Origin of the sequence: Marinitoga sp. 1197 (assembly GCF_001021165.1) — a bacterium.
Taxonomy (GTDB): Bacteria; Thermotogota; Thermotogae; order Petrotogales; family Petrotogaceae; genus Marinitoga.
Genome location: NZ_AZAY01000048.1, coordinates 133,586 through 159,890 on the forward strand (window position 1 = coordinate 133,586; position 26,305 = coordinate 159,890).

Annotated in this window: 26 protein-coding genes; 7 read left to right on the top strand and 19 right to left on the bottom strand. The window is 27.0% G+C overall.

What is annotated here, in order from left to right; genetic code table 11:
* Window positions 1-78: 78 nt before the first annotated feature.
* Window positions 79-2,238, bottom strand: coding sequence for a methyl-accepting chemotaxis protein (locus tag X275_RS10310; RefSeq protein ID WP_047268717.1), 2,160 nt, complete (start codon window positions 2,236-2,238; stop codon window positions 79-81).
* A gap of 152 nt (window positions 2,239-2,390) precedes the next feature.
* On the opposite strand from X275_RS10310, the gene X275_RS10315 reads away from it, so the two are divergent.
* Window positions 2,391-2,849, top strand: coding sequence for a chemotaxis protein CheW (locus X275_RS10315; protein WP_047268718.1), 459 nt, complete (start codon window positions 2,391-2,393; stop codon window positions 2,847-2,849).
* Window positions 2,850-2,851: 2 nt separating this feature from the next.
* Here the strand turns inward: X275_RS10315 and X275_RS10320 are convergent, their stop codons facing one another.
* Both X275_RS10320 and X275_RS10325 read right to left on the bottom strand, forming a co-directional pair.
* Window positions 2,852-4,009, bottom strand: coding sequence for a TolB family protein (locus X275_RS10320; protein ID WP_047268719.1), 1,158 nt, complete (start codon window positions 4,007-4,009; stop codon window positions 2,852-2,854).
* A gap of 1 nt (window position 4,010) precedes the next feature.
* The gene (locus tag X275_RS10325) at window positions 4,011-4,448 is read right to left on the bottom strand and encodes a GatB/YqeY domain-containing protein (RefSeq protein ID WP_047268720.1); all 438 of its coding nucleotides are present in this window, start codon (window positions 4,446-4,448) and stop codon (window positions 4,011-4,013) included.
* A gap of 209 nt (window positions 4,449-4,657) precedes the next feature.
* Here X275_RS10325 and X275_RS10330 point away from each other — a divergent pair, with 209 nt between their 5' ends.
* The 3 genes from X275_RS10330 to X275_RS10340 are packed head-to-tail and all read left to right on the top strand — an operon-like array spanning window position 4,658 to window position 6,660.
* On the top strand, window positions 4,658-5,302 hold the full coding sequence (locus X275_RS10330; protein ID WP_047268721.1) for a TetR/AcrR family transcriptional regulator: 645 nt from the start codon (window positions 4,658-4,660) through the stop codon (window positions 5,300-5,302).
* A 56-nt stretch (window positions 5,303-5,358) separates the two neighbouring features.
* Window positions 5,359-6,408, top strand: coding sequence for an NAD(P)H-dependent flavin oxidoreductase (locus X275_RS10335; RefSeq protein WP_084825194.1), 1,050 nt, complete (start codon window positions 5,359-5,361; stop codon window positions 6,406-6,408).
* Window positions 6,409-6,420: 12 nt separating this feature from the next.
* Window positions 6,421-6,660 carry an acyl carrier protein gene (locus X275_RS10340; protein ID WP_047264843.1) on the top strand — a complete coding sequence of 80 codons (240 nt, stop codon included), beginning with the start codon at window positions 6,421-6,423 and terminating at the stop codon, window positions 6,658-6,660.
* Between the two features lie 61 nt (window positions 6,661-6,721).
* On the opposite strand, the gene ligA is transcribed toward X275_RS10340, so the two are convergent.
* The 14 genes from ligA to X275_RS10410 all read right to left on the bottom strand — a co-directional run bounded on the left by ligA (window position 6,722) and on the right by X275_RS10410 (window position 22,537).
* Window positions 6,722-8,719: an NAD-dependent DNA ligase LigA gene (gene ligA, locus X275_RS10345; protein WP_047268769.1), complete on the bottom strand. Its 1,998-nt coding sequence runs from the start codon at window positions 8,717-8,719 to the stop codon at window positions 6,722-6,724.
* 20 nt (window positions 8,720-8,739) lie between these two features.
* The gene (locus X275_RS11210) at window positions 8,740-9,387 is read right to left on the bottom strand and encodes an MgtC/SapB family protein (RefSeq protein ID WP_052913879.1); all 648 of its coding nucleotides are present in this window, start codon (window positions 9,385-9,387) and stop codon (window positions 8,740-8,742) included.
* Window positions 9,387-9,743 carry a holo-ACP synthase gene (gene acpS / locus X275_RS10355; RefSeq protein WP_047268722.1) on the bottom strand — a complete coding sequence of 119 codons (357 nt, stop codon included), beginning with the start codon at window positions 9,741-9,743 and terminating at the stop codon, window positions 9,387-9,389. Before acpS ends, X275_RS11210 begins: the two co-directional genes overlap by 1 nt.
* Window positions 9,740-11,809 carry a cell division FtsA domain-containing protein gene (locus tag X275_RS10360; RefSeq protein ID WP_052913882.1) on the bottom strand — a complete coding sequence of 690 codons (2,070 nt, stop codon included), beginning with the start codon at window positions 11,807-11,809 and terminating at the stop codon, window positions 9,740-9,742. The genes acpS and X275_RS10360 overlap by 4 nt, the downstream gene beginning before the upstream one ends.
* Window positions 11,810-11,832: 23 nt before the next feature.
* Window positions 11,833-14,145 (bottom strand): endonuclease MutS2, encoded by a 2,313-nt coding sequence (locus X275_RS10365; RefSeq protein WP_047268724.1) that lies wholly within the window; start codon window positions 14,143-14,145, stop codon window positions 11,833-11,835.
* 3 nt (window positions 14,146-14,148) lie between these two features.
* Complete coding sequence (locus tag X275_RS10370) at window positions 14,149-14,712, bottom strand: hypothetical protein (protein ID WP_047268725.1); 564 nt, start codon at window positions 14,710-14,712, stop codon at window positions 14,149-14,151.
* Window positions 14,713-14,734: 22 nt separating this feature from the next.
* On the bottom strand, window positions 14,735-16,570 hold the full coding sequence (gene dxs, locus X275_RS10375) for a 1-deoxy-D-xylulose-5-phosphate synthase (protein WP_047268726.1): 1,836 nt from the start codon (window positions 16,568-16,570) through the stop codon (window positions 14,735-14,737).
* Window positions 16,571-16,580: 10 nt separating this feature from the next.
* Window positions 16,581-17,009 (bottom strand): transcription antitermination factor NusB, encoded by a 429-nt coding sequence (nusB, locus tag X275_RS10380; RefSeq protein WP_047268727.1) that lies wholly within the window; start codon window positions 17,007-17,009, stop codon window positions 16,581-16,583.
* Window positions 17,006-17,443, bottom strand: coding sequence for an Asp23/Gls24 family envelope stress response protein (locus X275_RS10385; RefSeq protein ID WP_047268728.1), 438 nt, complete (start codon window positions 17,441-17,443; stop codon window positions 17,006-17,008). The genes nusB and X275_RS10385 overlap by 4 nt, the downstream gene beginning before the upstream one ends.
* A gap of 13 nt (window positions 17,444-17,456) precedes the next feature.
* Entirely contained in the window at window positions 17,457-18,014 is a 558-nt protein-coding gene (gene efp, locus X275_RS10390) for an elongation factor P (protein WP_047264833.1), read from the bottom strand.
* 23 nt (window positions 18,015-18,037) lie between these two features.
* A complete protein-coding gene (locus X275_RS10395) occupies window positions 18,038-19,120 on the bottom strand; it encodes a M24 family metallopeptidase (RefSeq protein ID WP_047268729.1) in 1,083 nt (360 codons plus the stop codon).
* A 48-nt stretch (window positions 19,121-19,168) separates the two neighbouring features.
* On the bottom strand, window positions 19,169-21,586 hold the full coding sequence (gene mutS, locus X275_RS10400) for a DNA mismatch repair protein MutS (protein ID WP_231588327.1): 2,418 nt from the start codon (window positions 21,584-21,586) through the stop codon (window positions 19,169-19,171).
* A gap of 112 nt (window positions 21,587-21,698) precedes the next feature.
* Window positions 21,699-22,295 carry an ATP-dependent Clp endopeptidase proteolytic subunit ClpP gene (gene clpP, locus X275_RS10405; protein ID WP_047268730.1) on the bottom strand — a complete coding sequence of 199 codons (597 nt, stop codon included), beginning with the start codon at window positions 22,293-22,295 and terminating at the stop codon, window positions 21,699-21,701.
* The gene (locus X275_RS10410; RefSeq protein WP_047268731.1) at window positions 22,295-22,537 is read right to left on the bottom strand and encodes a DUF370 domain-containing protein; all 243 of its coding nucleotides are present in this window, start codon (window positions 22,535-22,537) and stop codon (window positions 22,295-22,297) included. Before X275_RS10410 ends, clpP begins: the two co-directional genes overlap by 1 nt.
* 65 nt (window positions 22,538-22,602) lie before the next feature.
* On the opposite strand from X275_RS10410, the gene obgE reads away from it, so the two are divergent.
* On the top strand, window positions 22,603-23,931 hold the full coding sequence (gene obgE, locus X275_RS10415; RefSeq protein ID WP_047268732.1) for a GTPase ObgE: 1,329 nt from the start codon (window positions 22,603-22,605) through the stop codon (window positions 23,929-23,931).
* 4 nt (window positions 23,932-23,935) lie between these two features.
* Window positions 23,936-24,517 carry a nicotinate (nicotinamide) nucleotide adenylyltransferase gene (gene nadD / locus X275_RS10420; protein WP_047268733.1) on the top strand — a complete coding sequence of 194 codons (582 nt, stop codon included), beginning with the start codon at window positions 23,936-23,938 and terminating at the stop codon, window positions 24,515-24,517.
* 5 nt (window positions 24,518-24,522) lie between these two features.
* Here nadD and X275_RS11845 read toward each other — a convergent pair whose 3' ends face one another.
* The gene (locus X275_RS11845) at window positions 24,523-24,645 is read right to left on the bottom strand and encodes a hypothetical protein (protein ID WP_255350044.1); all 123 of its coding nucleotides are present in this window, start codon (window positions 24,643-24,645) and stop codon (window positions 24,523-24,525) included.
* Complete coding sequence (locus tag X275_RS10425; protein WP_047268734.1) at window positions 24,626-25,399, bottom strand: TIGR00266 family protein; 774 nt, start codon at window positions 25,397-25,399, stop codon at window positions 24,626-24,628. The genes X275_RS11845 and X275_RS10425 overlap by 20 nt, the downstream gene beginning before the upstream one ends.
* A gap of 107 nt (window positions 25,400-25,506) precedes the next feature.
* Between X275_RS10425 and sfsA the strand changes: the two genes are divergently transcribed.
* On the top strand, window positions 25,507-26,178 hold the full coding sequence (sfsA, locus tag X275_RS10430) for a DNA/RNA nuclease SfsA (RefSeq protein ID WP_047268735.1): 672 nt from the start codon (window positions 25,507-25,509) through the stop codon (window positions 26,176-26,178).
* The last annotated feature ends 127 nt before the right edge of the window (window positions 26,179-26,305 follow it).

Below are 26,305 nucleotides of genomic sequence, written 5' to 3' on the forward strand. Positions count from 1 at the left end.
CCAGGAATTTTCCTGAGGTTCTTTATGACCTTATTAAATAAAGGATTGTAATTATTTTATTCATATCAAAAAAATTTCTTAACTTTTAAACTTACTGGAAAATTTTATCATTTCTTTTGTCATGTTTTCCAAATCCTCAATCAAGTTATCAAAGTTCTCCAACTTATATTTTTGTGTATTCATCATTTTTGCAATGTTTTCTACTTTTTCAGTTACTTGTTGAATTGAAACGGAAATAGCCTCTACTGCTTTTGTTATTTCCGAAGTTGAAATTTTCTGCTGTTCCGATACATTAGAGGTATATTCAACCATTTCTCCAATAGTATCAATTTCAGAAAGTATAATCTCCATCTGTTTTCCTATACCTTTTATTGATTCTACTATTTGATTAACGTTATTTGTTATATTAGAACTTTCTTTCAAGGCATCACTGGCATCCTCTACAAGAGAATTTAAATTTTCTGTAATATTAGCAGCTGATCTACTTGAATCGTCAGCAAGCTTTCTTATTTCATCGGCAACTACAGCAAATCCTTTTCCTGCTTCTCCAGCTTTTGCTGCTTCTATTGCAGCATTCAATGCTAATAAATTTGTTTGCTTTGATATTTCAGTTATTTGATCTACTATTGCTTCAATGGCTTTAGTTTTTTCAAATAATTTAGAAATCATAGAATTGCTTTTTTCAACTAATTTTTCTATATTAGATACATCATTTATCATACTTTGAATATTTAATTTTCCTGAAGATGCATTAGTTGAAATTTCTTTTGTTTTTAAATTTAAATCATTTGCTGATTTAGATAATAAATCGGCTCCTGAAGTAATTTCTTCAATATTAGCGGTAGTTTCTTCAGCCGACGATGCAACAACTTCTAAATTTTCTTTAATTTCCTCAAATGATTCAAATGTTTTATTTGTAATATCTATTAATTCTTCTGAAGTTAGATTTAATTTTTCTTCTACATTATTCAATGTATTCGAATATTTATTAAACGAAATCGATATATTTTTAATAGTGTCTTTTAATAAATTAAAAATATTTGCTATTAATCCTATTTCATCTTTTCTTTTTATATAAATATCTTTTGTCAAATCACCTTTAGATACTAATAATGCATTATTTTCTATTACTTTTATTGGTCTTGTTAAGCTATTAGAAAATACTATTGCAATAATCATAGCAATTATTAATGTAATGGCAATTATAATAATTAATGCATTTCTCAAATTATTTATTGGCATATACGCTATATGTTTATCCTCTTCCAATATTATTTTTAATTTCTCATTATTTAAAGAAAGTTCAGAAGATATTCCCAATACATCATTGTTTTCAAAATTTGAATATTCCATAATATTATTTAAAATTGATGGTATTTTTTCTATTTTTTTTCCAGATTTTACACTTTTCAATTTTGTAATCAAGATATTTTTTGAGTTTAAAACATATATATTTGTAAAGTCTTTTTTGTTTATATTATCAAATATTGTTTTTCCTATCTTTTGAAAATCAATTGCTATTATTATATATCCATATCTTGCATACCTATATACAAAAGGTGTTCCTATAAATAATATGGGTTTATTATTTTTAAATTTATATATTTCAATACTGGAAAATTCGATATTAATCTTGTCATCTTTTTGCTTTTTAAGTTTATTATACAATTTACCTAAAGATGTATTTTTTAATTCTGAATTTTCAATATTTTCAGTGAATTCTTCTCCTTTATTTAAGGTGTAAATAATATCACCTTTATTATTTATTAAATACACATCTTCTAAATTTTGAGATAAAGCATAACTTACAAGATTAGGATGATACTTTCTGTGTAATAAATCATAATCTGAAATTGCAAATTCATCATCTCCATATTTTTCTAAATTTTCATCATCAATCTTATATAATTTATATCTTTCTTCATAAGAATTAGGATTTTTCTCCACATATACTTCTTTTAAATTTTTTATATCCTGAAAATCTTTAAAATACGAATTCATAGATTTTAACATTAATGGTATATATTGAAAATGAGTAATATTCTCAAGATTTCCTTTATAATTATTAAGAATCAAAGATAATTCAAAAGTTTTGGAATCCATTATATTTGAAAAATTTGATGCAATCTCGTGTTCAAGAGCTTTTTTTGAATTATTTAGTGAAAAATATCCTAAAATAAAAAAAGGAACAAATAATGTTAAAATAAAAATAGTGAGTAATTTACTTTTCAATTTCATTAAACCACCCTTTCTTTGTATCTATTAGAATAATTATATCATAAATTTTTGCTTTTTATGTATTGTACAACAAAAATACTATGTATGTATAATTATTCAAAAATACTTTTATTTATGGTATAATATAAACAAAAGTATAAGGAGGGATAATTATGTCTGTTGAATTGAAAGCTGTAAGTTTTGAAATTGATGATGAAAAATTTGCTATTGATATTAATCATGTTGATACAGTTATTGAATATCAAAAAACTACAAAAGTACCTGAAGCATCTGATTTTATTGAAGGAATCGTTAATTTTAGAGACGGTGTCTTGCCTATAATAAATTTAAGATTGAAATTCAATTATCCTCAGTTTCAAGACAAATATAAAGCTAAAGTTTTGGTTGTAAAAGCAGGAGAAAAAAAATTCGGCTTGATGGTTGACGAAGTGAAAGAGGTTATGAATATAAAACAAGAACAAATCGAAGAATCACCATCAGTAGGCGGAACAAAAGCCGATTATATAAGCGGAATTATTAAAACTGAAGAGGATATGATTTTCTTAATAGATGTTGAAAAAATATTATCAGCAGAAGAAAAGATTGAATTAGATAAGGTTATTAGATCATAATATTATGGGAGTCTGACAGCAAAAATATCAGGCTCCCCATTTTTATAATATAATGAAAATAATACGATATTATTATATACATAAGGGTAAAATGCATCATCATAAATATCTGATGTTAAACAAAATTCTTTCTTATTTTTTACATCATATAATGATATTTTATAATAACCTTTTTCTAATTTAGAATATACTATATAATTTTTATAAACATATGGATCAACTTCATTTTGATCTGAAAATATCAAAGGTATAATTTTATTCTTTTCAAGCATATATATATTATTTTGTCCATTCGTTGGATTTATCATTTGAAATATTATTTTGTTTTTAAATACTACTGGTCTAAACTTAAATGTGTCTTTCAATGAAGTAATTTTTTCAATATTGTCTTCTATTATATTATATTTATAAATTTCCGTCCAACTTTTTCCATTTCTCTCTTCTGCCGAAAAATATACATTCCCTTTATGATAATACGGAGTATATGCGTTATAAGAATCGTCAGATATCCTCTTTATACTTTCTAATTCAGGATTATAAATTAAAACGTCCCATTTTCCATACAGCGAACTCTGAAATACAAAAGAACCATCTTCTGTTATATTTGGGAAATACTCAGAAGAAAAATTTAAAGGAATACTTATATATTTATTTTCCATAAAATCGTATCCCCATATATTTCTATTACCTATATATCTATCAGAAATAAAAATTATTTTGTTTCCATCTGGTGACATTGATGGATATTCATCCACACCATCCCAGTAAGTTAATTGTAAAAAATCCCATTGCTTACTATAAAAAAATCGATTAAAAGATATTTTTTCAAGTACTTTAATAGTAAATTTTTTCACCCATTCCTCATTATCCTTTATTTTCTCAGACAAATCTAGAACAGTTCCATCAAATGAAGCCAAAATTCGAACATTGTTTTTAGAAGCATCTTCTGAAAACACTATCTTTAAATTATAATCTTCATTCTTATCTTCTTTATATACATTATATGAATACGAAAGCTTAGACTCAAATTCATCGACAATCTCGTTCATAATCCATGAATTTGAGTTTTGAATTAATAATATATTTTCTTTTTTTATTTTTATTTGAGAAAAATTGATAATAATTATGGATAAAAACAAGAATAATAGTATTTTTTTCATTTTAACTCAACAACTTTTTTACTATTGAATTAACCCTATTTCCATCAACTTTTCCTTTTAATTTTTTCATAGCCAATCCCATTATTTGCCCGAATTTTGCATTTTCTCCAATTTCATTAATAATATTTTTTACTATATTTTCAATTTCTTCATCTGACATTTCAGGTGGAAGATATTGTTGCAAAATCTCTAATTCATATTTCTCTTCTTCAACTAAATCTTTTCTACCAGCATTGCTATATTGTTCAATAGAGTCTCTTCTCATTTTTATTTGCTTTCTTATTATGGTTAAAATTTCTTCTTCGTTTAATTCTCTTTGTTTTTCAACTTCAGCTTTTTTTATTTCTGTTTTAAGTATTTTTATAGCGTTTAAAGCTTTAGAATTTTTTTCTTTCATGAATTTTTTTATATCATTATTTAATTTGTTAATTAATTCCATACCTTCACACTCCTTTCAATTTTCATATATTATACCATATATAATTTAAAGTTCAATAAAAATATTTGAAATTTAGAGGGTTATTTTATGAAAATATATATATTTATTTAATATCAACAGAAATAAATTAGCATATTTTTAATATTGACAAAAATAAAAAAAAATGTTATAATCATCGAGAGAAAATGACCAATAGTCAGGAGAATTGTATGACACGAAAAAAATATAATGAGGATAAAATTCTTGAGAAGAAAAGAATTATAATGCAAACTGCTAAAGAGATTTTTTATAATAAAGGTTATGAAAATACAACTATGAATGAAATTGCCAGAAATTCAAAAATGGCAAAAGGTACGTTGTATTTATATTTCTCCAGTAAAAAAGATTTGTTTTTTTCTTTAGTATATGAAGGGCTTATAATATTAGAAGATTTAATAAAAAATAAAATAAATTCTGTAAATACTGGATTGGATAAAATTTTAAATATGGGACGTGCATATATTCAGTTTTATAGAGAATATCCTGATTACTATAGTTTTGTTATCAAATACGAATCTGAAAAGGCTATTCTGGACCCTTCCGAAATAATTATAATAAATACTTATGAAAAAAGCGAAGAGATTTATGATATTTTAAAATTATTGATTCTAAAAGGTATTGATGATGGTTCTATAAGAAAAGATATTGATGTAAATAAATTATCTATGTTATTGTGGTTACAGACTGTCGGTATTGTTCAACAGTTTAATTTAAGAAAAAAGTTATATGAAAATTGGGATGAAGATTTTCCAGCCGAAGAAATACTGGATTATTATGTAATGTTTATTGAAAAAAGTTTAAAAAATGACGAATAATATTTTTTTATTTTATCTTTTAATGACCATGAGTCATTTTAAATGAGCGAGGTGATATTATTATAAGAAAGTTGAAAATAGGAAATATTATACCTAAATATCCAATTGTTCAAGGAGGAATGGCTGTTGGAATATCGCTTGATGGATTAGCTTCTGCAGTTGCAAATGCTGGAGGAATTGGAGTTATAGGTACTGCTGGAATAGGCTTTTTTTCTAATATAAAAAACTATAAAGAAGCGAGTATAGAAAGTCTTAGAAATTATATTAAAAGTGCTAAGAAAAAAACAAAAGGCATTATTGGGGTTAATATAATGGTTGCACTTACTAATTATTCTGATATGGTTAAAACTGCTATCGATGAAGGTATTGATATCATTTTTTCTGGTGCAGGACTACCTTTAAATTTGCCATCTTTTTTGAATAATAGTAAGACTAAATTAGTTCCTATTATATCTTCTTTAAAAGCAGCTCAAATAATAGTAAAAAGGTGGATGTCTAGATATAACTATTTGCCTGATGCTTTTGTCTTAGAAGGCCCATTAGCAGGTGGTCATCTTGGCTATAAAAAAGAAAAAATATTTTCGGAAGATTCCAAACTTGAAAAAAATATCCCTATTATTAAAAACTATTTATTAACTATAGAACAAAAGTTTGGAAAGAATATTCCTTTAATAGCAGGAGGTGGTTTATTTTCAAAAAGTGATGTTAATAGAGTGTTAGATTTAGGAGCTGATGGTATTCAAATGGGTACAAGATTTATAGCAACAGAAGAGTGTGACGCTGATATTAAATTCAAAGAAACTATAATAAATGCAAAATCTGATGATATCGCTATTATTGAAAGCCCTGTTGGATTGCCTGGTAGAGCTATTAGAAATAAATTTATTGAATCTGTTGAAAAAGGAAAAAGGAAACCTTATGAATGCAGATATCATTGTATAAAAACATGTGATTTTAAAAATGCTCCTTATTGTATTGCAAAAGCTTTGTATAATGCGGCTATAGGCAATATCAATGATGGATTTGTTTTTAGTGGTGGTTCCGTTTCGAAAATCAATAAAATGCAAAAGGTTAAAGATATTATAGAAGAATTATTTGAAAATTAAGGAGGAAAGAATATGGATAAGAAAGAATTATTTGAAAAAGTTGTTGATATTATGGCTGAAAGTTTAAGTATCGAAAAAGAAAAAATAACCGAAGATGCTAATTTAACAGATGATCTCGATCTTGATTCTTTAGAACTCGTTGATTTAACTATGGACTTTGAAAATGAATTAGGTATATCCATAGAAGATTCAGAACTTGAGAAAATAAAGACAGTTGGAGATATTGTTGAAATATTAGCAGCAAAAAATTAACTTCCCCTTTTGGAATTTTTTTAATAAAAGGAGCATCTTGTGCTCCTTTTATTATTAATGCCTATATCTTAAATTGTTCAAAAAATTCCTTTTCAGTTAATATTCGAATACCATATTTTTTTGCTTTTTCCAATTTGCTACCTGCATTTTTTCCTACTACCAATAAATCAAGTTTTTTGGTTACTGTATCTTTAAATATACCACCATTCTTTTCAATAACTTCTTTTAGTTCTCTACGTGACATTCTTTCTAATTCTCCAGTTACACAAATATTCATATTTTTAAAAATATCACCTATTCCCTCATTTTCTTGAGTTAATTTAATCCCATATTCTTTTAATTCATCGATTATATCTTTTATTCTTTTGTTTCTGAAAAAATCATATATTTGCTGAGCAATATCTTCCCCAATTCCCTCTATGGATATTAATTCATCGTATTCAGCATTTATGAGATTATCAATACTTTTGAATTTTATTGCAAGATCTTTGGCTATTTTCTTTCCAACATTTGGAATCCCCAATGCATATAAAACTTTCTCTAATCCTCTATTTTTAGATTTTTCAATTTGTTGTAAAATTTTGCTTATCATTTTTGGACCTATACCGTGCCCCAATGTGGCGAGTTTAAAATGATCTAGCTTATATAAATCAGATACCTTTTCTACTAATTTTGCTTCAACAATTCTATCAATTAACTTTGGTCCTAAACCCTGTATGTTCATTGCATCTCTTGATACCCAAACTTCTAAATTTCTTTTTAATTTCGCTTTGCATAATGGGTTTAAACATCTTACTGCTATTTCTTGAGAATTCATCTTCCCAACTTTTCCACCACAAACAGGACATTTTTCAGGAATTTTAATCTCTTTTTCCTCTCCAGTTCTTTTTGTTGTTAAAACTGTAACTATTTGCGGAATTATTCCTCCAGCTTTTTCTATTTTTACATAATCATTAATTCTAATATTTCTTTCTTTTATATAATCAAAATTGTGTAAACTAGCTCTTTGAACAGTAGTTCCTTCTAAAAATACTGGTTCAAAAATAGCCACAGGAGTAATTATGCCAGTACTTCCAACTTGAAATATAATATCTTTGATTTTTGTAATTGCCTGTTCAGCTGGAAATTTAAAGGCTATTGCCCATCTTGGACTACGTGCGGTATTTCCTAATTTTTTTTGATATTCAAAATTGTTAACCTTTATAACAGTTCCATCCACATCATACTCTAATTTGTTTTTATTTTCTGTCCAGTATTTCCAATATTCAATTACTCCATATATATTTTTAGATAGCTTAGTTTCTTTGTTCACTTTAAATCCCAATTTTTCTAAGTACGTTAAGGCATCTATCTGTGTTTTTATATTATGTTTTTCAGGTTCTAATATATAATAAATAAAAGAATCAAGATGTCGTTTAGAAACTTCAGATGTATCAAGAAGTTTAATAGTACCCGCAGTTGCATTTCTCGGATTTGCAAACACGTTCAGCCCTTCATTTTCTCTTTCTTCATTTATTCTTAAAAACTCCTTTTTAGGCATAAAAACTTCTCCGCGAACCTCAATGGTCACGGGTTCTTTTAATTTTAGAGGTATGCTCCTAATTGTTTTAATATTTTCTGTTACATCGTCTCCATTTACTCCATTTCCCCTTGTTATTCCCTGAACTAAGATTCCATTTTCATATCTTAGCGATATTGAAATTCCATCTATTTTTAATTCACATGTATATTCAACATTTTTAACATTAAGAAGTTTTTTTATTCTTTCATCGAATTCTATAATCTCTTTTTCATTATATGTGTTATCCAAACTCAGCATAGGAAGAGTATGCGGCACAGTGTTAAATTGTTTTAATATTTTACCTCCAACTCTAAAACTTGGGGAATCTGGTGTTTTTAATTTCGGATATTTTTTTTCTAATGTTATTAGCTTTTTAAATAATTTGTCATAATCAGCATCAGAAATTAAAGGATTATTTAATACATAGTAGTAATAATTATATTTTTCTATATTATTTTTTAGTTCTTCATACTCTTTTTTTATATCTTCTGATATCATATAATTATTTCCACCTTTCATTAATTATCATCAATTATATTTATATTTTCAATATTCTCTATATACATCAATTCTTTTTGGATTTTAGATATTTCCATATAACCTGGTTTTTCCAGAACAAAATATAATATCCCATCATCTTTTTGTGAAAAGTCGATATTTTTTAATATTATATTATTGTGTTTTGAGAAAATATCCAATATTTCTTTAATATCTTTTTTATCTTTTAAAGTTATTTCAATAGTTCTTTCCATATTTAAATGTTTTGAAAATTTGTTTATATATAAAATAATTAGCGTTATCATTAAAGCGCTAATCCCTACGAAATATGCGCCTGCACCAAATGTCATACCTATTGATGCAGATACCCATAATGTTGCAGCGGTGGTTAATCCTTTAACTTTATTACCATTCTTTAATATTGTACCTGCGCCTAAAAATCCTATTCCTGAAACAATCTGAGCTGCAATTCTTCCTGGGTCTCCAACTTTTGCTACAGGGTCATAAAATGATGTTATTGATATAATTGTCAATATGCTTGCGCCCAAAGATAACAGCGCATGAGTTCTGATTCCAGCTGGTCTATTTATTTTTTCTCTATTATACCCAATTAAGGCTCCGGATATTGAAGATAATATTATTTTTATTATTATTTCATAATATGTCATCATTCCACCTCTTCGATTATCACCATTGAAACTGCGTAATTTTTTTCGTGAGATATTGATATATGTATTTTTATTTCACCGAATATTTCTTCTATATATCTTAATGTTTCTTCATCTATATAAGGTTTTCCATTTTCATTATTAAGAATGACTATTTTTTTAAAAGGTATAAAAATCCCACATGCTTTTATTAATGATTCTTTTATAGAAAATCTTCCTGCAATAAACTCTTTTTTTCTTTTTCTACCTTGAAATTTATTTAATATTTTTAATTCTTTTTCGCTTAATATTTTATTTTCAATACCATCTGTTATTCTATCAATCTCAACTATATCTATGCCTATTCCCTTTATCATTCAAATTCCATCCTTATATTATCTCCATTGTTTATTTTCTCATTAAAACTGAATATTTCTTTATTATTTATAAATATTCTATATTTGGTGAAACTGCTTATATCTAAATCTATATGTAAAAATAGGTCTAATAATTTTATATCTTTTTCCACTTTTTCTACCTTAATATGCATACCGTTATAAACTTTATTATTTATATCTATTTTATTGTTTTTATCTTTTACTATAATTTCTTCTATCGGTATTTCTATGTTATTCCCATTCAAAACCACCGTAATAAACTTTTCTGGTTTAATATCAATAAAATCGGCAATATTTGGTAAATCAATAAATTTTGTGTTTAATATGTCACCATCTTTTATTTCATCATAATCATTCAATATATTTCCATTTCTTAGAATGATTTTTCCTGCTGGTATTTCATAAGAATTATCGTTAATCGAGAATTTTATTACTGTAGTTTTTATATTTAAATCTTTTACAAAAGGATTTTTTATTTCTATTTTATCCCCATCATTTAATTCCTCTGAAATATCTATTTCTTTATCTTCTCTAAAAATTTTGGGATATATTTCATATAATTTTCCATCAATATATATTTTATATGCTTTTATAATATCTTTAAAGTATACCTTTTTTATTTTTCCATTTTCAGGCTTGCCAACTTCGATTATATCTCCTGGTTTTATAGGTGATTTTAAATCGGCTTTCATTCCATTTATTTTTATTTCAGCTTCTTTTCCTTTTTCACCAGGAATAAATTTCAATTCACCATTTATCTCATAAGATATTGCTGGGGCTGGTTTGCCTACAAGATCATTTATTCCAAATCCAGCTTGTAATAATACCTGTATTACAGAAATATTTCCACCAACCAGCATCATATTAATAGGCTTATTGTTAACCAAAACTCTTGCAAATACATTTCCTTCATTTTTATGTGCAACATATGCTATTCCAATTGGCGTGATAAATTCACTACCTTCAATAGTTTCATCTTCATTTTCAAATTTTACATAATCTATATTTTTTACATCTTTTAAAGTTATTCTATTTTTTGATAAATTTAATTTTAAAGATAATTTTTCTACAAATCCTGGAACTTTACCACCACCTCCAACTACCATTACTGCTATTGGAGATTTTCCGTTTAATTCTAAAACTTTTTCTGCTATTTTACCTGTAATTTCTTCAATTATTGGATCTATAATTTCCATAATTTCATTTTTTGTTATTTCATGCTCAAAATCTAAAATGTCTTTATATTTTAATATAGTATCATCGCCAGAATTCAGAGCCCTTTTCAATCGCTCAGCAGTTTTAAAGTCGACAAGTAATTCTTTAGAAATTGCTTCTGAAATTTCATCTCCAGCCATTGGTACCATTCCATAACCAATTATTGTTCCATCTTTGGATATGGCTATATCGCTGGTACCTGCTCCAACATCTATCATAGCTATATTTAGTGTTCTTAAATCTTCTGGTACAATTAAATTCATAGCTGCTATAGGTTCAAGCGTAATATGAACAGGTTCTAAATTATTAAGTTCTAATACAGCCAACATAGCATCTACAACATTTTTCGGCAAAAAAGCTGCTATTACTTTTACTTTTGCAACATTCCCTTTTTGACCTTCTAATTTTTTTATCCACTCTCCGTCAATTTCATAATATAATACAGAATATCCCACACAATAAAAATTTTTCTCAATTTCTAAATTTTCAACTGCATTTTTTACCGCTTCTAATTCTAAAGTCTTTACTGTATTATAATCAATATATTTGTTTTCAGATATGTTTTTTTCATATTCTCCAACAGTTGTAACCAGGAATCTACCTGCTAAGGCTACAGCAACATGTTTTATTTCGTTATTTTTTTCTTTAAGCTTATTTATTACTTTCTCAACACCTTTTGACACTTTAGTAACATCATGAATTTGCCCATCAAGCATAGCACGGTTCTCATGCTCTTTTATTGCAATATCTTTTATTACAATTTCTGAATCTTCATTCATTTCTGATATTAATCCAACAATAAATCTTGTGCCTATATCCAGTGCAAACATAATACACCTCCAATGAGGATTTGTTATTTTATCTCTATATATGTAACTCCAGTTCCGCCTTCTTTATCATTACCAAGTCTAAATGATTTTATTTTTTTATTTTTTCTTAAAAAATTCCATATACCCATTGCTAATTTTCCAGTTCCCTTACCATGAATTATATATCCATTATTAGAATTTGACAAAATCATATCGGAAATAAATTTTTCTATTTCCGGTATAGCTTCTTCTACAGTCATACCTCTTATATCTATTTCATTCTTTTTATTATGAACAATATATGCCTTTTCAATTTTCTTTTCTTTTTTTATCTCATCTTTTTCAATATTAATTTCATCCATCGAAACACTTAATTCAAAAGGTTTATCAAAGAATTTTATTATAATTTTGTCACCTTTTATTTTTATAACTTTTGCCTTTTCACCTGAAATATTCACTATATCTCCAATTTGTATATTTGTTTCTTTTCTTTTTTTATCGTTAATTTTTATTTTTTCTATTTCTCTTTTTTTATTTTCGACCGTTTTACCCAATTCTCTCAGTTGATTTATGTTTTTTTCTTTTTTTAGTATACTAATGTAATAATCTATTTCTTTTTTCAATTCTCTCAGATAATTTTTATATTTTTTTATGTCTTCATCTATCTTTTCAATTTCTTTTTTCTTTAATATTTCCATTTTTTCTTCTAAATTCTGTTTTAATTCTATAACTTCTTTATGTTTTAATTCATGTTTTTCCTTTTCTTTTTCTAATTCTTCATATATTTGAGTTAAGTTTTCTATAATTTTATCATCAAAGACCTGTTCTTTGCTTAAAAAATTATTTGCCTTTAATAATACATCATTTGGTAATCCCAATCGCTCTGCAATATCAATAGCATGAGATGCTCCTGGAACACCGACTAATAATTTATAAGTGGGCATTAAGTTTTCTTTGTCGAACCCCATTGAAGCAGACATTAAATTTTCGTTTTCTATTGAAAATATTTTTACTGCTGATAAATGAGAAGTTATAAAAAATGTAGATTTAAGTTCTATCAATTTTTCAATTATCGCTAATGCTAATGCAGAACCTTCTATAGGATCTGTTCCTGTTCCAAGTTCGTCTATTAGTATCAACGAATTTTCGTCGCTATTATCCAAAATATATTTTATATTTTTCAAATGAGCAGAAAATGTGCTCAATGTTTGTTCAATGCTTTGCTCATCCCCAATATCTGTATATACATTGTTAAAATATGGAATTTTTGCATTATATGCTGGAATTGGGAAAACTGCGTGAGAAAAAATCACACTAATTCCAATTGATTTTAAGACTACTGTTTTTCCTCCCGTATTAGGCCCTGTAATTATCATTCCACATTTATCTTTCGATAATTTCAGATTTACAGGAACAACTTCATCTTTTTTTATTAATGGATGTCTAATACCATCAAGTACTATTGTATTATTTTTATAATCAGGTAATGAAAATACATAATTATACTCTTTTGCATATCTGATTTTAGCTGTTAAACCATCAATATACTCAACTATTTCAATAGTTTTATTTATTGAATATATATTTTTTGTAATTTCTAAAAAAATATTCCCCAATATCCTTGAGATTTCAGATTTTTCCAACGCTATTAAATCCTGAAGTTCTGAATTTAATTTTCCTATCTCATATGGTTCAATATAAACGGAAACTCCAGTATCAGAATACGCAATTATCGTACCACCTATTTTATTTTTATATTCACTCCTTACTACTATACAATATTTATTGTTTTTTAACGTCGGTTGTTCTAAAGATACATATTTATGATATTTTGATATGGTTCTTTTTAGAGTAGCGCTTAGATTTTTTTTTATTATATCAATTTTTTTTCTTAATTGTCTTAACCTATCACTCGCTGTGTCTTTAACATTCCCATCTTCATCTATAGATTTATCCACTAATTTTATAACTTTGTTCGTATCAGGAATAGAATTAAATATTTTATCTAATTCATTGTGGGTTTTTAATAGTTTCTTATTTTCATCTCTGACACTTAATATTTGAGATAAAAAATTTGAGATTTTTTTATATTCAACAGGTGTTAAATATATATTATTTTCGATTTTTTCCATTTCTAAATAAATTGCAGGAATTCCCCTTAAATCAAATTCTCCACATTTTAGAATAAACTCCTGATATTCTTTTAATATCATATATTCTTTTTCTAACAATTTATAATCTTTTATATATTCAAATTTTTCTAAAATATATTTCTTTCCATAGTTTGAAAAAGAATATCTTGAAATCTTTTCCAATATCTTGTTTATTTCTAAATCGTTATATGTTTTTTGATTCATTAATTAAAAGAGCACCTCCATACCTAAAGAAACGGGAAAATAATTTATTGTTGCCATCTTATTATCCGTTGTAAAATATCTTGATTCATATCCTGTAAATATTGATAAATCAAAACTTGATATTTTATATGAAATACCCAGATTTATGCTAATAGAAGTTGATAATGATTGGAATTGATCCTCTGTATGAACTCCACCAAATGCTAATACATTAAATTTTGAGTTAAACAAAAATTCTGTATTGTATAATGTTGCAATACCAAATTCGTATCCAGCACTTTCTATTATGGCATTTAAATCTTTCATCTGTGTTTTATCAAGATTATCATAAATTGTATATCCAAAATAAGGTCCAAAAAGCATTTCTGGAGAATCTTCAGCTGGATACATTATGGCAATTTTAAAAGAATAATAATTAAAATCTTTGAAGGTTTCATCCCATGTGTTTATATCTAAAGATGTTGATGATGAAGTTATTCCATAAGTTCCTAATGTAAAAAGATTAAAAGAAAATCCAAAAAAACTAAACAATATTAAGAATAGTAGTAAGATCTTATTTTTTGCCATTTTACCCTCCCCTTTCAATTGGTTAATTTACCCTTTCTGTAGATAAAATTATCTTTTTCAATTTTTCAGAATTCAACACATATTCTTCTAAAAGTTCTTTTCTTGTTCCCTGGGGTACGAATTCATCTTTTATTCCAAATGCATGAAAATTGCATTTTATTTTATTTTCTAATATATACGTTTTTATTTCTTCGTTAAATCCTCCTTTTATATTATTTTCTTCAATAGTAATAATATTAGATCCATTTTTTAAATAAATATCTAAAATGTGTTTATCCAATGTTTTTATACTTCTTACACCAATTATAGTTGCGTTTAATTCATCCCATAAATCTTTATATTCTTCTATCAATTGCCCAACAACAAAAATGACATTTTTTTCATTTCCCCTTTTTAGTACTTTCCAGTTATAATCTACAATTTTTAAATTATCAATTATCTCATTTATGTTTAACAATTCACCTCCACGCGGAAATCGTATAAATGTAGGAACATTTAAATCTTTCTCTAAAGATGTATATATCATATTTGCTAAATCCTGAGCATTTAAAGGTGTTAGTATCTCAATATCTGGAATCAATCTTAAATATGAAATGTCAAATACTCCGTGATGTGTAGGTCCATCTTCACCAACTATTCCTGCTCTATCCAGTAAAAATAAAACAGGAATTTTTTGCAATGCTATATCGTGGATTATTGAATCAAAAGCTCTTTGCATAAATGTTGAATAAATATCAACAATGGCAAATGTACCTGCCAATCTTACTCCACCAGCTGCGGTAACAATAGAAGGCTCTGTAATACCGAGATCTATAACCTTCTCTGGATATTCTTTTTTTAATATATTAAGTCCTGTACCTTCTTCCATTGCAGCAGTAAAAGCTACAAATTCATAATTTTCAGCAATATATTTTAATGTATTTCCAACTACTTTCGAGTAAGAAATCTTTTCTGTTTTTTTATTACTAACTCCATGAAATTTTGTTGGATTCTTTTCTGCAAAATCCATTCCTTTACCTTTAATAGTCTTCAAATGTAAAATACACGGTCCATCTTTATAGTTTTTTATAAAATTCATATATTTTTCTAATTCTTTTATATTATGTCCATCCACTGGTCCATAATACTTTATTCCCATATCTTCAAAAACACCTATAGCATTATTATAAACTGTATGTTTTATTCCATCTCTTAGTCTTTTCAAAGCATGTTCAATGTCAATTCCTACTTCGGTGCTTTCCAAAGAACCCTTAAGTTTTTCTTTAAGAGTAAAATAATCATTTGATATTCTAATTTTATTGAGCATCTTAGCTAAAGCTCCGACATTAGGGGAAATAGACATTTCATTGTTTAACAAAATTAATTTTATTTTTGAGTCTACTGATTTTAATTGATTTAGCGATTCGAGCATCATACCGCTTGTCATAGCGCCATCGCCAAAAATAGCTATAATATTTTTTTCAATTCCCTGTTTTCTAAAGCCTATTTCATAGCCCAATGCTGCAGCTATTGATGTTCCCGCATGCCCTGCACCAAAATAATCATATTCACTTTCAAAAATGTTTGTAAAACCACTAATGCCATTTTTTTGTCTCAATGTTTTAAAACTATCCCATCTTCCTGTTAATAATTTATGTATATATGCCTGATGACTTGTATCCCATATTATAATATCTTTTTTCGGATCAAAAACTCTATATAAAGCCAGTGTTAATTCAACAACTCCCAGATTAGAAGACAAATGACCCGTATTTTTGATTACTGTATTATATATATATTCCCTTATTCTTTTTGCAAAAGAATTTAGCTGTTCATAATTCATTTTTTGAATTGAATGATATAATGGTTTTTCTTTCATATAATCACCTCTATAATCTCTTAAATTCTTCCTTAGCGAGTCTATCTAATATTCCATTAATAAATTTCGCACTCTTTTCATTAGAGTATTTTTTTGCTAACTCCACTGCTTCATCTAAAATAACTTTTGGAGGTATATCTTTTCTATTATTTAATTCAAAAATTGACAATCTTAAAATTGCTTTTTCAATATAAGCAACTCTATCAAATTCCCAATTAACTAAATATTTTTTTATCAATTCATCATAATCATTTTTGTTATTAATTATATTTTCTAAATAAATTTCCGCTTCCTCTATAAGGCTTTGAGGGACCTTTTTATCTTTCAAAAGGTCCCTCAATAAATTTTTTATTGTTTCATAAGATATTTCTTTATTAAAATCAATTTGAAATGTGCTTTCTAAGACTGCTTCTCTAATTTTTCTTCTTTTTGATATCAATTTTCAACACTCCCATTATTTTCATCCTCTTCAAATTCATTTTCTGAAGTGATTTCATCTTCAAATTCTGGACGCTTTTCCAGTTCTTCAAAACTTTCTTCATTTTGACTTACTATCAAACCATCTAAGACTATATCCACATTTCTAACAGGAACTTCTGTCATTTTTTCTACTTCTGATTTCAAAAATTTTTGTAAATTTTTTGCAAATTCAATAATACTAACACCGTATTTTGCTTTAGTTTTAATATATACAGATATTGTCTCATCATCATTTTCAACAATTTTTATCATTTTAGCAATATCTTTTTCATTTAATTCAATTTCTGGAACATTTTCTTTAAAATACAACTGATAAGATTTCATGGTCAATTCTTTTAAAGCTCCATCAGTAAACGAAAGCTCTCCAAATTGGTTATTTTCATTGATGGGCATACTTTCCCTCCTCTCAGGCTCTTTCTATATAATCTCCTGTTCTCGTATCAATTTTTACTTTTTGTCCAACTTCAACAAAAAAAGGAACTGTTGTTTTCAAACCCGTTTCTAATTTTGCAGGTTTTCCTCCACCAGATGCTGTGTCACCTTTAAAGTTTGGTTCAGTTTCAACTACTTCTAAAATTACTACAGTAGGCAAGACTATCCCAACTGGCTTTTCATCATAAAATGTTAAAGTTACTTCTAAATTATCAATCAAATAATCTTTTGCTTCTGAAACATCTTCTTCTGATAATAAATATTGTTCATATGTGTTCAAATCCATAAAAACATAATTATCTCCATCATGATATAAATATTCGGCAGGTCTATAATCAAGGGCAGCTTCTTCAACCTTTTCACCGGAATTAAAATTTTTATCTACAACATATCCTGTTTTTAAATTTTTTAATTTTGTTTTTATTATTCCACTGCCTCTTCCGGTAAAATGTTTTTGCATACCCAAAACTCTATATAATTCACCATCCATAACAATAATCATTCCTTTTTTTAAATCACCTACAACTACCATAACTCTTATAACCTCCCTTAGAATTATAAAATAATTAAATTTTTATCAAAAGATGTTAATATTTCACAACCTTCTTCTGTTATTACAATATCATCTTCTATTCTTACACCAAATTCCCCTGGTAGATATATACCTGGCTCAATAGTAATAACCTCACCCACTTGAGATATAGTTTCAGAATTTTTTGATACTCTTGGATTTTCGTGAACTTCAATTCCCAAGCCATGACCCAGACTATGAGTAAAGTATTCTCCATAACCACCTTCAGAAATAATATCTCTTGCTACTTTATCCAATTCAGAATATTTCATCCCTGATTTTGCTGTTGCAATTGCTGTTTTTTGCGCTTTTAACACAAGTTCATAAATTTCTTTTTGTTTTTCAGAAATATTACCGACAGCTATTGTTCTTGTTATATCAGAATTATACCCATTTGCATATGCACCAAAATCTATAACTATTAGTTCTCCATTTTCTATTTGCTTTTCGCTTGCAATACCATGTGGAAGAGCACCTCTATAACCTGATGCAACTATTGTTTCAAATGCATAGTTATCAGCTCCGTATAATTTCATATTATATTCTAATTTTGCAGCAAATTCCTTTTCTGTCATACCTATTTTAAAAGTATCAAGAGTTTCCTCCAAAGCCTTTTCAGCAATAATTGCTGCTTCTTTAATAAAAGATATTTCTTCTGGAGTTTTAATTCTTCTCATTTCATTTATTATATCCTCTGCTGGTACAAATTCATAATTTTCGAACTTTTTTAAAATATTTATATAAATATTTGAAGATACCATGTTTGACTCAAATCCTATTTTTGACCCCTTTGGAATTGTAATAATAGTATTCAATTCTTCTGATAATTTATTTTTAAAAAGAATAGGTTTTATTCCTGTTTGTTTTTCTGCTTGTTCAGTATATCTACCATCAGTTGAAAACTTTATATCGTTATGTGTAATAAAAATTACTGAAAAAGATCCTGTGAATCCTGTTAAATAATAAGATGTTGGTTTTGAAGAATTTTCAATATTTATTATCAAAAAGCCATCCAATCCTTTTTCCATCATTTTTTCTCTTAATTTATTTATTCTATTTTCAAACATGCTGAAATCCCCTTTCTTAAATTTATATATTCATATTATATCATAGAATTAAAAAAGTTTTAATTGATTTTCATTTCGCTTGAATCTTTTTTGCTTTATTTTTTTCATACTTTTTAATTTGTTTTCAAATTCTGTTTTATTTGAAATTTCTTCCATTATTTCCTTAGCTCTATCCACAACTTCTCCAGGAAGGCCTGCTAACTTTGCCACTTCTATACCATAACTTTTATCACTAATCCCATCCTCGATTTTATGTAAAAAGATTATACCAGATTCAGTTTCTAAAACTTTTACTCTTTTATTAATAATACCATCATAAAAATCATTTAACATTGTTAATTCCATATAATGTGTGGCAAAAATTGTATATGATTTTAATACCTGATATATATATTCAGACGTGGCCCAGGCTACGCTTATTCCATCAATAGTACCTGTGCCTCTTCCAACCTCATCGAGTAAAATCAAACTATTCTCATCGGCGTTATTCAATATTGTTGATACTTCTGACATCTCCACTAAAAATGTGGATTTACCACTTACAACGTCATCTTTTGCCCCTATTCTCGTAAATATATTTTTTAAAACAGGTATTTCTGCTTTTTTTGCGGGAACATAAGATCCTATTTGTGCCATTATAGAAATAATACCGATTTGCCTTAAATATGTGGATTTACCACTCATATTTGGTCCTGTAAGTATTACAAATCTATTTTCTTTAGTAAGATTTATTGTATTAGGAATAAAGTTATCAGTAAATTGTTCTACAACCGGATGCCTTCCATCGATAATTATAAAATTTTCTTCATCAAATTTTGGTCTGATATATTTATTTTTTATCGAAACTTCTGCAAATCCCCTTAAAATATCTATTTCAGATATTTTATTAGAAAGTTTTTTTAAATCTTTAATATATTTTTGAAGTTCAACTATTAAATTATTAAATATTTTCTTTTCTAACTCATCTATTTTTTTCTCCGCAATTGCATATTTTTCTTCTAATTCTCTTAGTTCTTGTGTAATAAACCTTTCAGAATTAACTAACGTTTGTTTTCTTATATAATACTGCGGAATTTTATCAATATTTGCTTTTGTAACTTCAATATAAAAACCATATATTTTATTTCTTGAAACTTTCAAATTTGATATTCCTGTTTTTTGTTTTTCTTTTGATTCTATTTCTTTTAAATACAAATTTGAATTTTCAAAAATTTCTTTATATTGATCCAATTCATCATTATACCCTTTTCTTATAACCTTTCCAGTTCCAACCTGCGTTGTTGGTTCATCAACTATTGCTCTATTTAATAACTCTTTCAAATTATGAAATTCATTTAATGTCTCTAATCCCATTATAGTTAATAATTCATTAATATAAGGCAAAGCATCAAGAGATGTTTTTAATGCAATCAGATCTCTTGGTGTAGCCCTTAACAGTGAAATCCTTGAAGATATTCTTTCTATATCCCTAATGGAACTTAAATATTCTTTCATTTCTTCCATAATTAATGTATCATTTCTAAATAATTCAACGATATTTAATCTATCCTCAATTAGATTCTTATCAATTAAAGGTTTTGAAATCCATTGCTGAAGCATTCTTGCTCCCATGGATGTTTTTGTAACTTTAATAATATCATACAAAGTTTTTCCTTTATTTTCTTTATTTGGAAGTAACCCTAAATTCAATATTGTAGTAGAATCCAAAATCATATTGTTTGTATTTTTAAATCGTTTCGGAAAAGAAAAGTGGGTTATTTTCTGCTTTTGAGTAATTTCAAGATATTTAAACATAGCACCTAATGCTAATAATTCATTTTTATTCAAATTTAAAACATCAATATTCACAATTTCATAACTTTCTTTTATTATATCTTCAAAATTTTTATTGAAATACCATTCATCTAATTCTTCAATGTAAATATTTGATTGAACGTTTTTTATTTTATTTTTTAATGTTTTTAGATTTTTAGAAATTAGAATCTGGACAAAAGAATATGAAGAAATGAAATCTAAAATTTCATTTTCTGAATAATTGAATGTATCTATATACAACTCTCCAGTACTAAAATCAAAAACAACAAATATATATTCTTCACCTTTTAATGAATATATTAAAAGAGAATATCTATTGTTTTCATCTATCATATTTTCTTCCACTACAGTGCCAGGAGTTAAAATTTTTGTTACTTCTCTTTTTACAATTCCTTTCGCAGTGGCTGGATCTTCAACTTGCTCACATACAGCTACTTTCAAACCACTTTCAAGAAGCTTTTTTAAATAATTATCAAGAGCATGATAAGGTATCCCTGCCATTGGATGACCATTTCGCTGAGTTAAGGTTATTTGAAGAATTTCGCTGGTAATCTTAGCATCATCAAAAAAAGTTTCATAAAAATCTCCTAATCGAAACAATAAAATACAATCTTTATATTCGTTTTTTATTTCCAGATATTGTTTCATCATTGGAGTTAAATTGTTGATAATATCACCTTCCCATTACATTAGGGTGCTTTCGCACCCCAATGATGTTTCATTATGAAATTATTGTATCAGGGCGCAAATGCGCCCTGATACTTTATTTTATTTCTTTTCTGCTTTTGATAACCTTATCGATCAAACCGTATTTCAAAGCTTCTTCAGCGGACATGAAATAATCCCTATCTGTATCTTTTTCTATTGTTTTTAAATCCTGACCTGTATGTTCACTTAATATATTATTTAGCATTTTTTTAATTCTTAATAATTCTTGAACCTGAATTTCAACATCTTTAGCCGTTCCCTGAGCACCACCCCATGGTTGATGGATCATGATTCTTGAATTAGGCAAGGCAAACCTTTTTCCTTTTGCCCCAGCTGCTAATAATACAGCTCCCATTGATGCTGCCTGCCCTATACATATAGTTGCAACGTCTGGTTTTATATATTGCATTGTATCGTACATTGCCAAACCAGCAGTTACAGAACCACCTGGACTGTTAATGTATAAATATATATCTTTTTCAGGATCCTGCGCTTCTAAAAAAAGTAATTGTGCTACAACTAAATTTGAAATATAATCATTAACATCTGATCCTAAAAATATAATTCTATCTTTTAATAATCTTGAATAAATATCATAAGCTCTCTCATATCTCCCTGTAGACTCAACTACAACTGGTATTGGCATACTCATTATGAATTCACCTTCCTTATTTTTTCAAATATTTTTTCCACAGGAAGCGCCAATAAAAACATATGGCCACTATCTGTAAATACTATTGATCTTACACTTTTTCCATAAGTTAAATCAACTAAACTTGTTGTATTTTGATGTTCTTTTTTCAACCTCTTATAATGAGCGAATTTTTCTGGTATAATAGAATGTATTCTTTCCGCAACTAAAAAAGAGTTTTTTGTTACATTTATGATAGCCATATTTTCACCTCCATAGATTATATTATACACCGAAAATATTAAAAAATCAAAACGGAGGCGATAAAATGAGTGAAAATATATTTATTGATGAAGCGATTATTACTGTATTCGGTGGAAAAGGTGGCGATGGAATCGTCAGTTTTAGACGCGAAAAATTTATTCCAAAAGGTGGCCCGGATGGTGGTGATGGTGGAGATGGCGGAAATGTAATTGTCGTATCAAAAATAGAAAAAAATACATTAACAGATTTTAGATTCAAAAAGAAGTTTAGAGCTGAAAATGGAAAAAATGGGCAAGGAAAAAAAATGCATGGTAGAAATGGAAAAAATTTAATTATTGAAGTCCCTGTTGGTACATTAGTTTATGATTATGAAACAAATGAATTAATTGCAGATTTAAAATATCCAAATCAATATGTTGTCGTAGCGCGAGGGGGAAAGGGAGGAAAAGGAAACGTCCATTTTATGAATTCAAAAGTTCAGGCTCCCACGATAGCAGAAAAAGGTGTTGAAGGCGAAGTAAAAATATTAAAATTAGAATTGAAAGTTTTAGCGGATGTTGGAATTATAGGTTATCCAAATGTTGGTAAATCAACTTTAATATCTGTAATATCAAATGCTAAACCAAAAATTGCCAACTATCATTTTACTACTTTAATACCAAACTTAGGTGTAGTTGATATGGGTGACGGAAATACATTTGTTGTTGCAGATATACCTGGATTGGTTCCGGGTGCTCATGAAGGAACAGGTCTTGGGGATAGATTTTTAAAACATGTGGAAAGATGTTATTGTATTGTTCATATATTAGATATATCTGAAAGCGAAGGCAGAAGTGCTAAAGAAGATTACTATGTAATACGTAATGAGTTGGAAAAATTTTCTCCAGAATTATCCAACAAATTAGAAATTGTTGTTGCAAATAAATCTGATTTATTAGATGAAGAAGAATTAAATAAAAGAATTAAAAAATTAGAAAATGAGATAAGTAAGAAGATAATACCTATTTCCGCAGCTACAAAAAAGAATGTAGATAAATTATTAAATGAAATATGGAATAATATCAAAGAAATGAGAATAGATAGACAGAAAGAAATATTAAAATCTTTAAAAAATGCTCCAGAAAAATTAAAATTAGACATTAAACCTATAGATATTGAAGTTCCCAAAAAAGTAAGGTTTGAAATTATAAAATGGGATGAAGGAATATATGAAGTTACAGGAAAAGAAGTGGAAATTCTCTTAAAAAAATATCCAATAGAGCAAAAAGATGCGAGAATTAAGATTTTAGAAATTCTTGAGAAAAGTGGTTTAGAAAAAACATTGAAAAATATTGGTGTAAAAGAAGGAGATACAGTTTATTTAGGAAATTTCGCATTTGAATATATGGAGTGATTTTATGATAGTTCTTTTTGGAGGGAGTTATAATCCACCACATATTGGTCATAGAATTATTGCAGAATATGCATACGATTATTTGAAACCAGACAAGTTTTTAATTATACCTGCTGTAATTCCACCACACAAATTAAAAAATAATGAAATTGCTGATTTTAAAATCAGATTTTCCTGGTGTGAAAAAACCTTTCCTAAAGAACGGTTTATTGTGAGTGATATTGAAAAAAAATTACCAACACCGTCTTATACGCATCAAACAGTTTCATATTTAAAAGAAAAATATAATGATGAAATTTTTTTGTTAATAGGGGAAGATTCGCTAATTAATTTCCATACTTGGTATAAATGGAAAGATTTATTAAAAAAAGTAACATTAGTTGTATATAAAAGATACTCAGAAAAGTTAAAATTTGACAACTATAATTTGCCTCACATATTTTTAAATTCACCTTTAATAGAAATATCCGCAACAGAAATACGAGACAGAATAAAAAAAAGCCTCAGTATTTATGGAATGGTAGATGATAAAATTAGTAATGAAGTTATAAAATATTATAAAAAATATTATAAAAATAATAATTAGAAAAATTAAATACTTACAAAGATGTCCAAAAATTCAAACTCATTCATATTATTTTTTAGAAATAATAAAACTAAAATGGAAGCTTTTGTAGCTTCCATTTTAGTTTTATTAAAATCTCGTGTCGCCACCAAATAGACCTCCCAATAAATTTCCACCTATTCCATCGATTCCACGTGTTTCACCTTTATTAGAAAATCTTGCAGCAGAATATATTCTATCAGCAAGTCTGGAAAATGGAAGGCTTTGTAAATAAACAATTCCTGGTCCTGTTACTCTTGTTAAAAACATTCCTTCTCCACCAAAAAGAGCATTTTTAAAACCTCCAACAAATTGAATATCATAATCTACTGTATTAGAAAAGCCGACAATACACCCTGTATCAACCCTTAACGATTCTCCAGGCATAAGATTTTTCTCAATTATCATGCCACCTGCATGAATAAAAGCCATTCCATCCCCAACTAATCTTTCTAAAATAAAACCTTCACCACCAAATAATCCTGCACCAATTTTTTTAGTAAATGCTATTTCTATTTCTATACCAGCTGCGGAACATAAATAACTATCTTTTTGACATATAAATTCACCATTAAATCTTTTTAAATCTATTGGAATAACTTTCCCAGGATATGGCGCTCCAAATGCCACATGTTTTTTTCCATGAGCGACATTAATAAAATTTGTAATAAAAAAGCTTTCACCAACGAACATTCTTTTTAATCCTTTAAAAAAGCCACCCCCTGTGTTGGTTTGCATTTCAATTCCATCATCCATATACATCATAGCTCCAGCTTCAGCTCTAACTCCCTCTCCTGGATCAAGTTCAATTTCCACAAGTTGCATATCATCTCCAATAATTTTATAATCGATAATATCAGCCATAACCATTCCTCCTTAAATTTTATTCTCTTTCACATTATATCATATTATTCTTTTCTCTAAATTTCAAAGTTAAATAATAATATGATATAATTATATTAGGTGATAACATGAAAATATTTGAAATAAAAAATACTCAGAAAGGTATTTTTATTGAGAGAGTTAACAGATATTTAGCTAAAATTCTAATAAATGATAAAATAGAAGATGTTCATGTTCACGATCCTGGTAGATTGAAAGAGCTTCTATATAAAAATAACAGTGTTTTAATTAAAAGAGTATATAATCCTAAAAGAAAAACAAAATATGATTTAATTGCTGCAAAAAAATTTAAGGAATTTGTTTTGGTAAATTCAATATATCATAGATATATAGCTGAAAATATATTGAGGAAAAAATATAAAAATTTAAAGCCTGAAGTAAAATATAATAACAGCCGAATAGATTTTTTAGCAAATGAAAAAATATGGATAGAGATAAAAGGATGCACTTTATCTGAAAATAATATTGCTAAGTTTCCTGATGCACCTACAAAACGCGGATTAAAACATTTAAACGAACTAATAGAACTTAAAGAAAAAGGATATGAAAGTCATATATATTTTTTAGTTTTTTCAACAGCAGAATATTTTTCACCTAATTATGAAACGGATCCGGAATTTTCAAAAAAACTTATTGAAGCATATAAAAAAGGTGTGAAAATATTTCCGCTTTTATTTTCTTTCAAAAATAATTTGATTATTTTTGAAAGAAAACTTGATATATTAATGGAAAAGGTGTGAAAAATGTCTAATTATGATATTTTTTTTAAAGACTTAGAATATGATTATATAAAAATAATAGAATATTTGAAACAATTTAAAAATAATGAGAATTTGCTTATTAAGAAAGCAAAGAAAATATAATACC

Coding starts and splice junctions, on each gene's coding strand:
- X275_RS10320 (WP_047268719.1), bottom strand. CDS start 4,009: ATGAAAAAAATACTATTATTCTTGTTTTTATCCATAATTATTATCAAT.
- X275_RS10340 (WP_047264843.1), top strand. CDS start 6,421: ATGGATAAGAAAGAATTATTTGAAAAAGTTGTTGATATTATGGCTGAA.
- efp (WP_047264833.1), bottom strand. CDS start 18,014: ATGGTAGTTGTAGGTGATTTAAAAAAAGGAATGATTATTGTTATGGAT.
- X275_RS10315 (WP_047268718.1), top strand. CDS start 2,391: ATGTCTGTTGAATTGAAAGCTGTAAGTTTTGAAATTGATGATGAAAAA.
- X275_RS10360 (WP_052913882.1), bottom strand. CDS start 11,809: ATGTTTGCACTGGATATAGGCACAAGATTTATTGTTGGATTAATATCA.
- X275_RS10370 (WP_047268725.1), bottom strand. CDS start 14,712: ATGGCAAAAAATAAGATCTTACTACTATTCTTAATATTGTTTAGTTTT.
- X275_RS10425 (WP_047268734.1), bottom strand. CDS start 25,399: ATGGCTGATATTATCGATTATAAAATTATTGGAGATGATATGCAACTT.
- X275_RS10330 (WP_047268721.1), top strand. CDS start 4,658: ATGACACGAAAAAAATATAATGAGGATAAAATTCTTGAGAAGAAAAGA.
- X275_RS11210 (WP_052913879.1), bottom strand. CDS start 9,387: ATGACATATTATGAAATAATAATAAAAATAATATTATCTTCAATATCC.
- X275_RS10325 (WP_047268720.1), bottom strand. CDS start 4,448: ATGGAATTAATTAACAAATTAAATAATGATATAAAAAAATTCATGAAA.
- acpS (WP_047268722.1), bottom strand. CDS start 9,743: ATGATAAAGGGAATAGGCATAGATATAGTTGAGATTGATAGAATAACA.
- obgE (WP_047268732.1), top strand. CDS start 22,603: ATGAGTGAAAATATATTTATTGATGAAGCGATTATTACTGTATTCGGT.
- X275_RS10310 (WP_047268717.1), bottom strand. CDS start 2,238: ATGAAATTGAAAAGTAAATTACTCACTATTTTTATTTTAACATTATTT.
- nadD (WP_047268733.1), top strand. CDS start 23,936: ATGATAGTTCTTTTTGGAGGGAGTTATAATCCACCACATATTGGTCAT.
- X275_RS10385 (WP_047268728.1), bottom strand. CDS start 17,443: ATGCCCATCAATGAAAATAACCAATTTGGAGAGCTTTCGTTTACTGAT.
- X275_RS10410 (WP_047268731.1), bottom strand. CDS start 22,537: ATGGCTATCATAAATGTAACAAAAAACTCTTTTTTAGTTGCGGAAAGA.
- sfsA (WP_047268735.1), top strand. CDS start 25,507: ATGAAAATATTTGAAATAAAAAATACTCAGAAAGGTATTTTTATTGAG.
- X275_RS10395 (WP_047268729.1), bottom strand. CDS start 19,120: ATGTTTGAAAATAGAATAAATAAATTAAGAGAAAAAATGATGGAAAAA.
- X275_RS10365 (WP_047268724.1), bottom strand. CDS start 14,145: ATGAATCAAAAAACATATAACGATTTAGAAATAAACAAGATATTGGAA.
- ligA (WP_047268769.1), bottom strand. CDS start 8,719: ATGATATCAGAAGATATAAAAAAAGAGTATGAAGAACTAAAAAATAAT.
- mutS (WP_231588327.1), bottom strand. CDS start 21,586: ATGATGAAACAATATCTGGAAATAAAAAACGAATATAAAGATTGTATT.
- clpP (WP_047268730.1), bottom strand. CDS start 22,295: ATGAGTATGCCAATACCAGTTGTAGTTGAGTCTACAGGGAGATATGAG.
- dxs (WP_047268726.1), bottom strand. CDS start 16,570: ATGAAAGAAAAACCATTATATCATTCAATTCAAAAAATGAATTATGAA.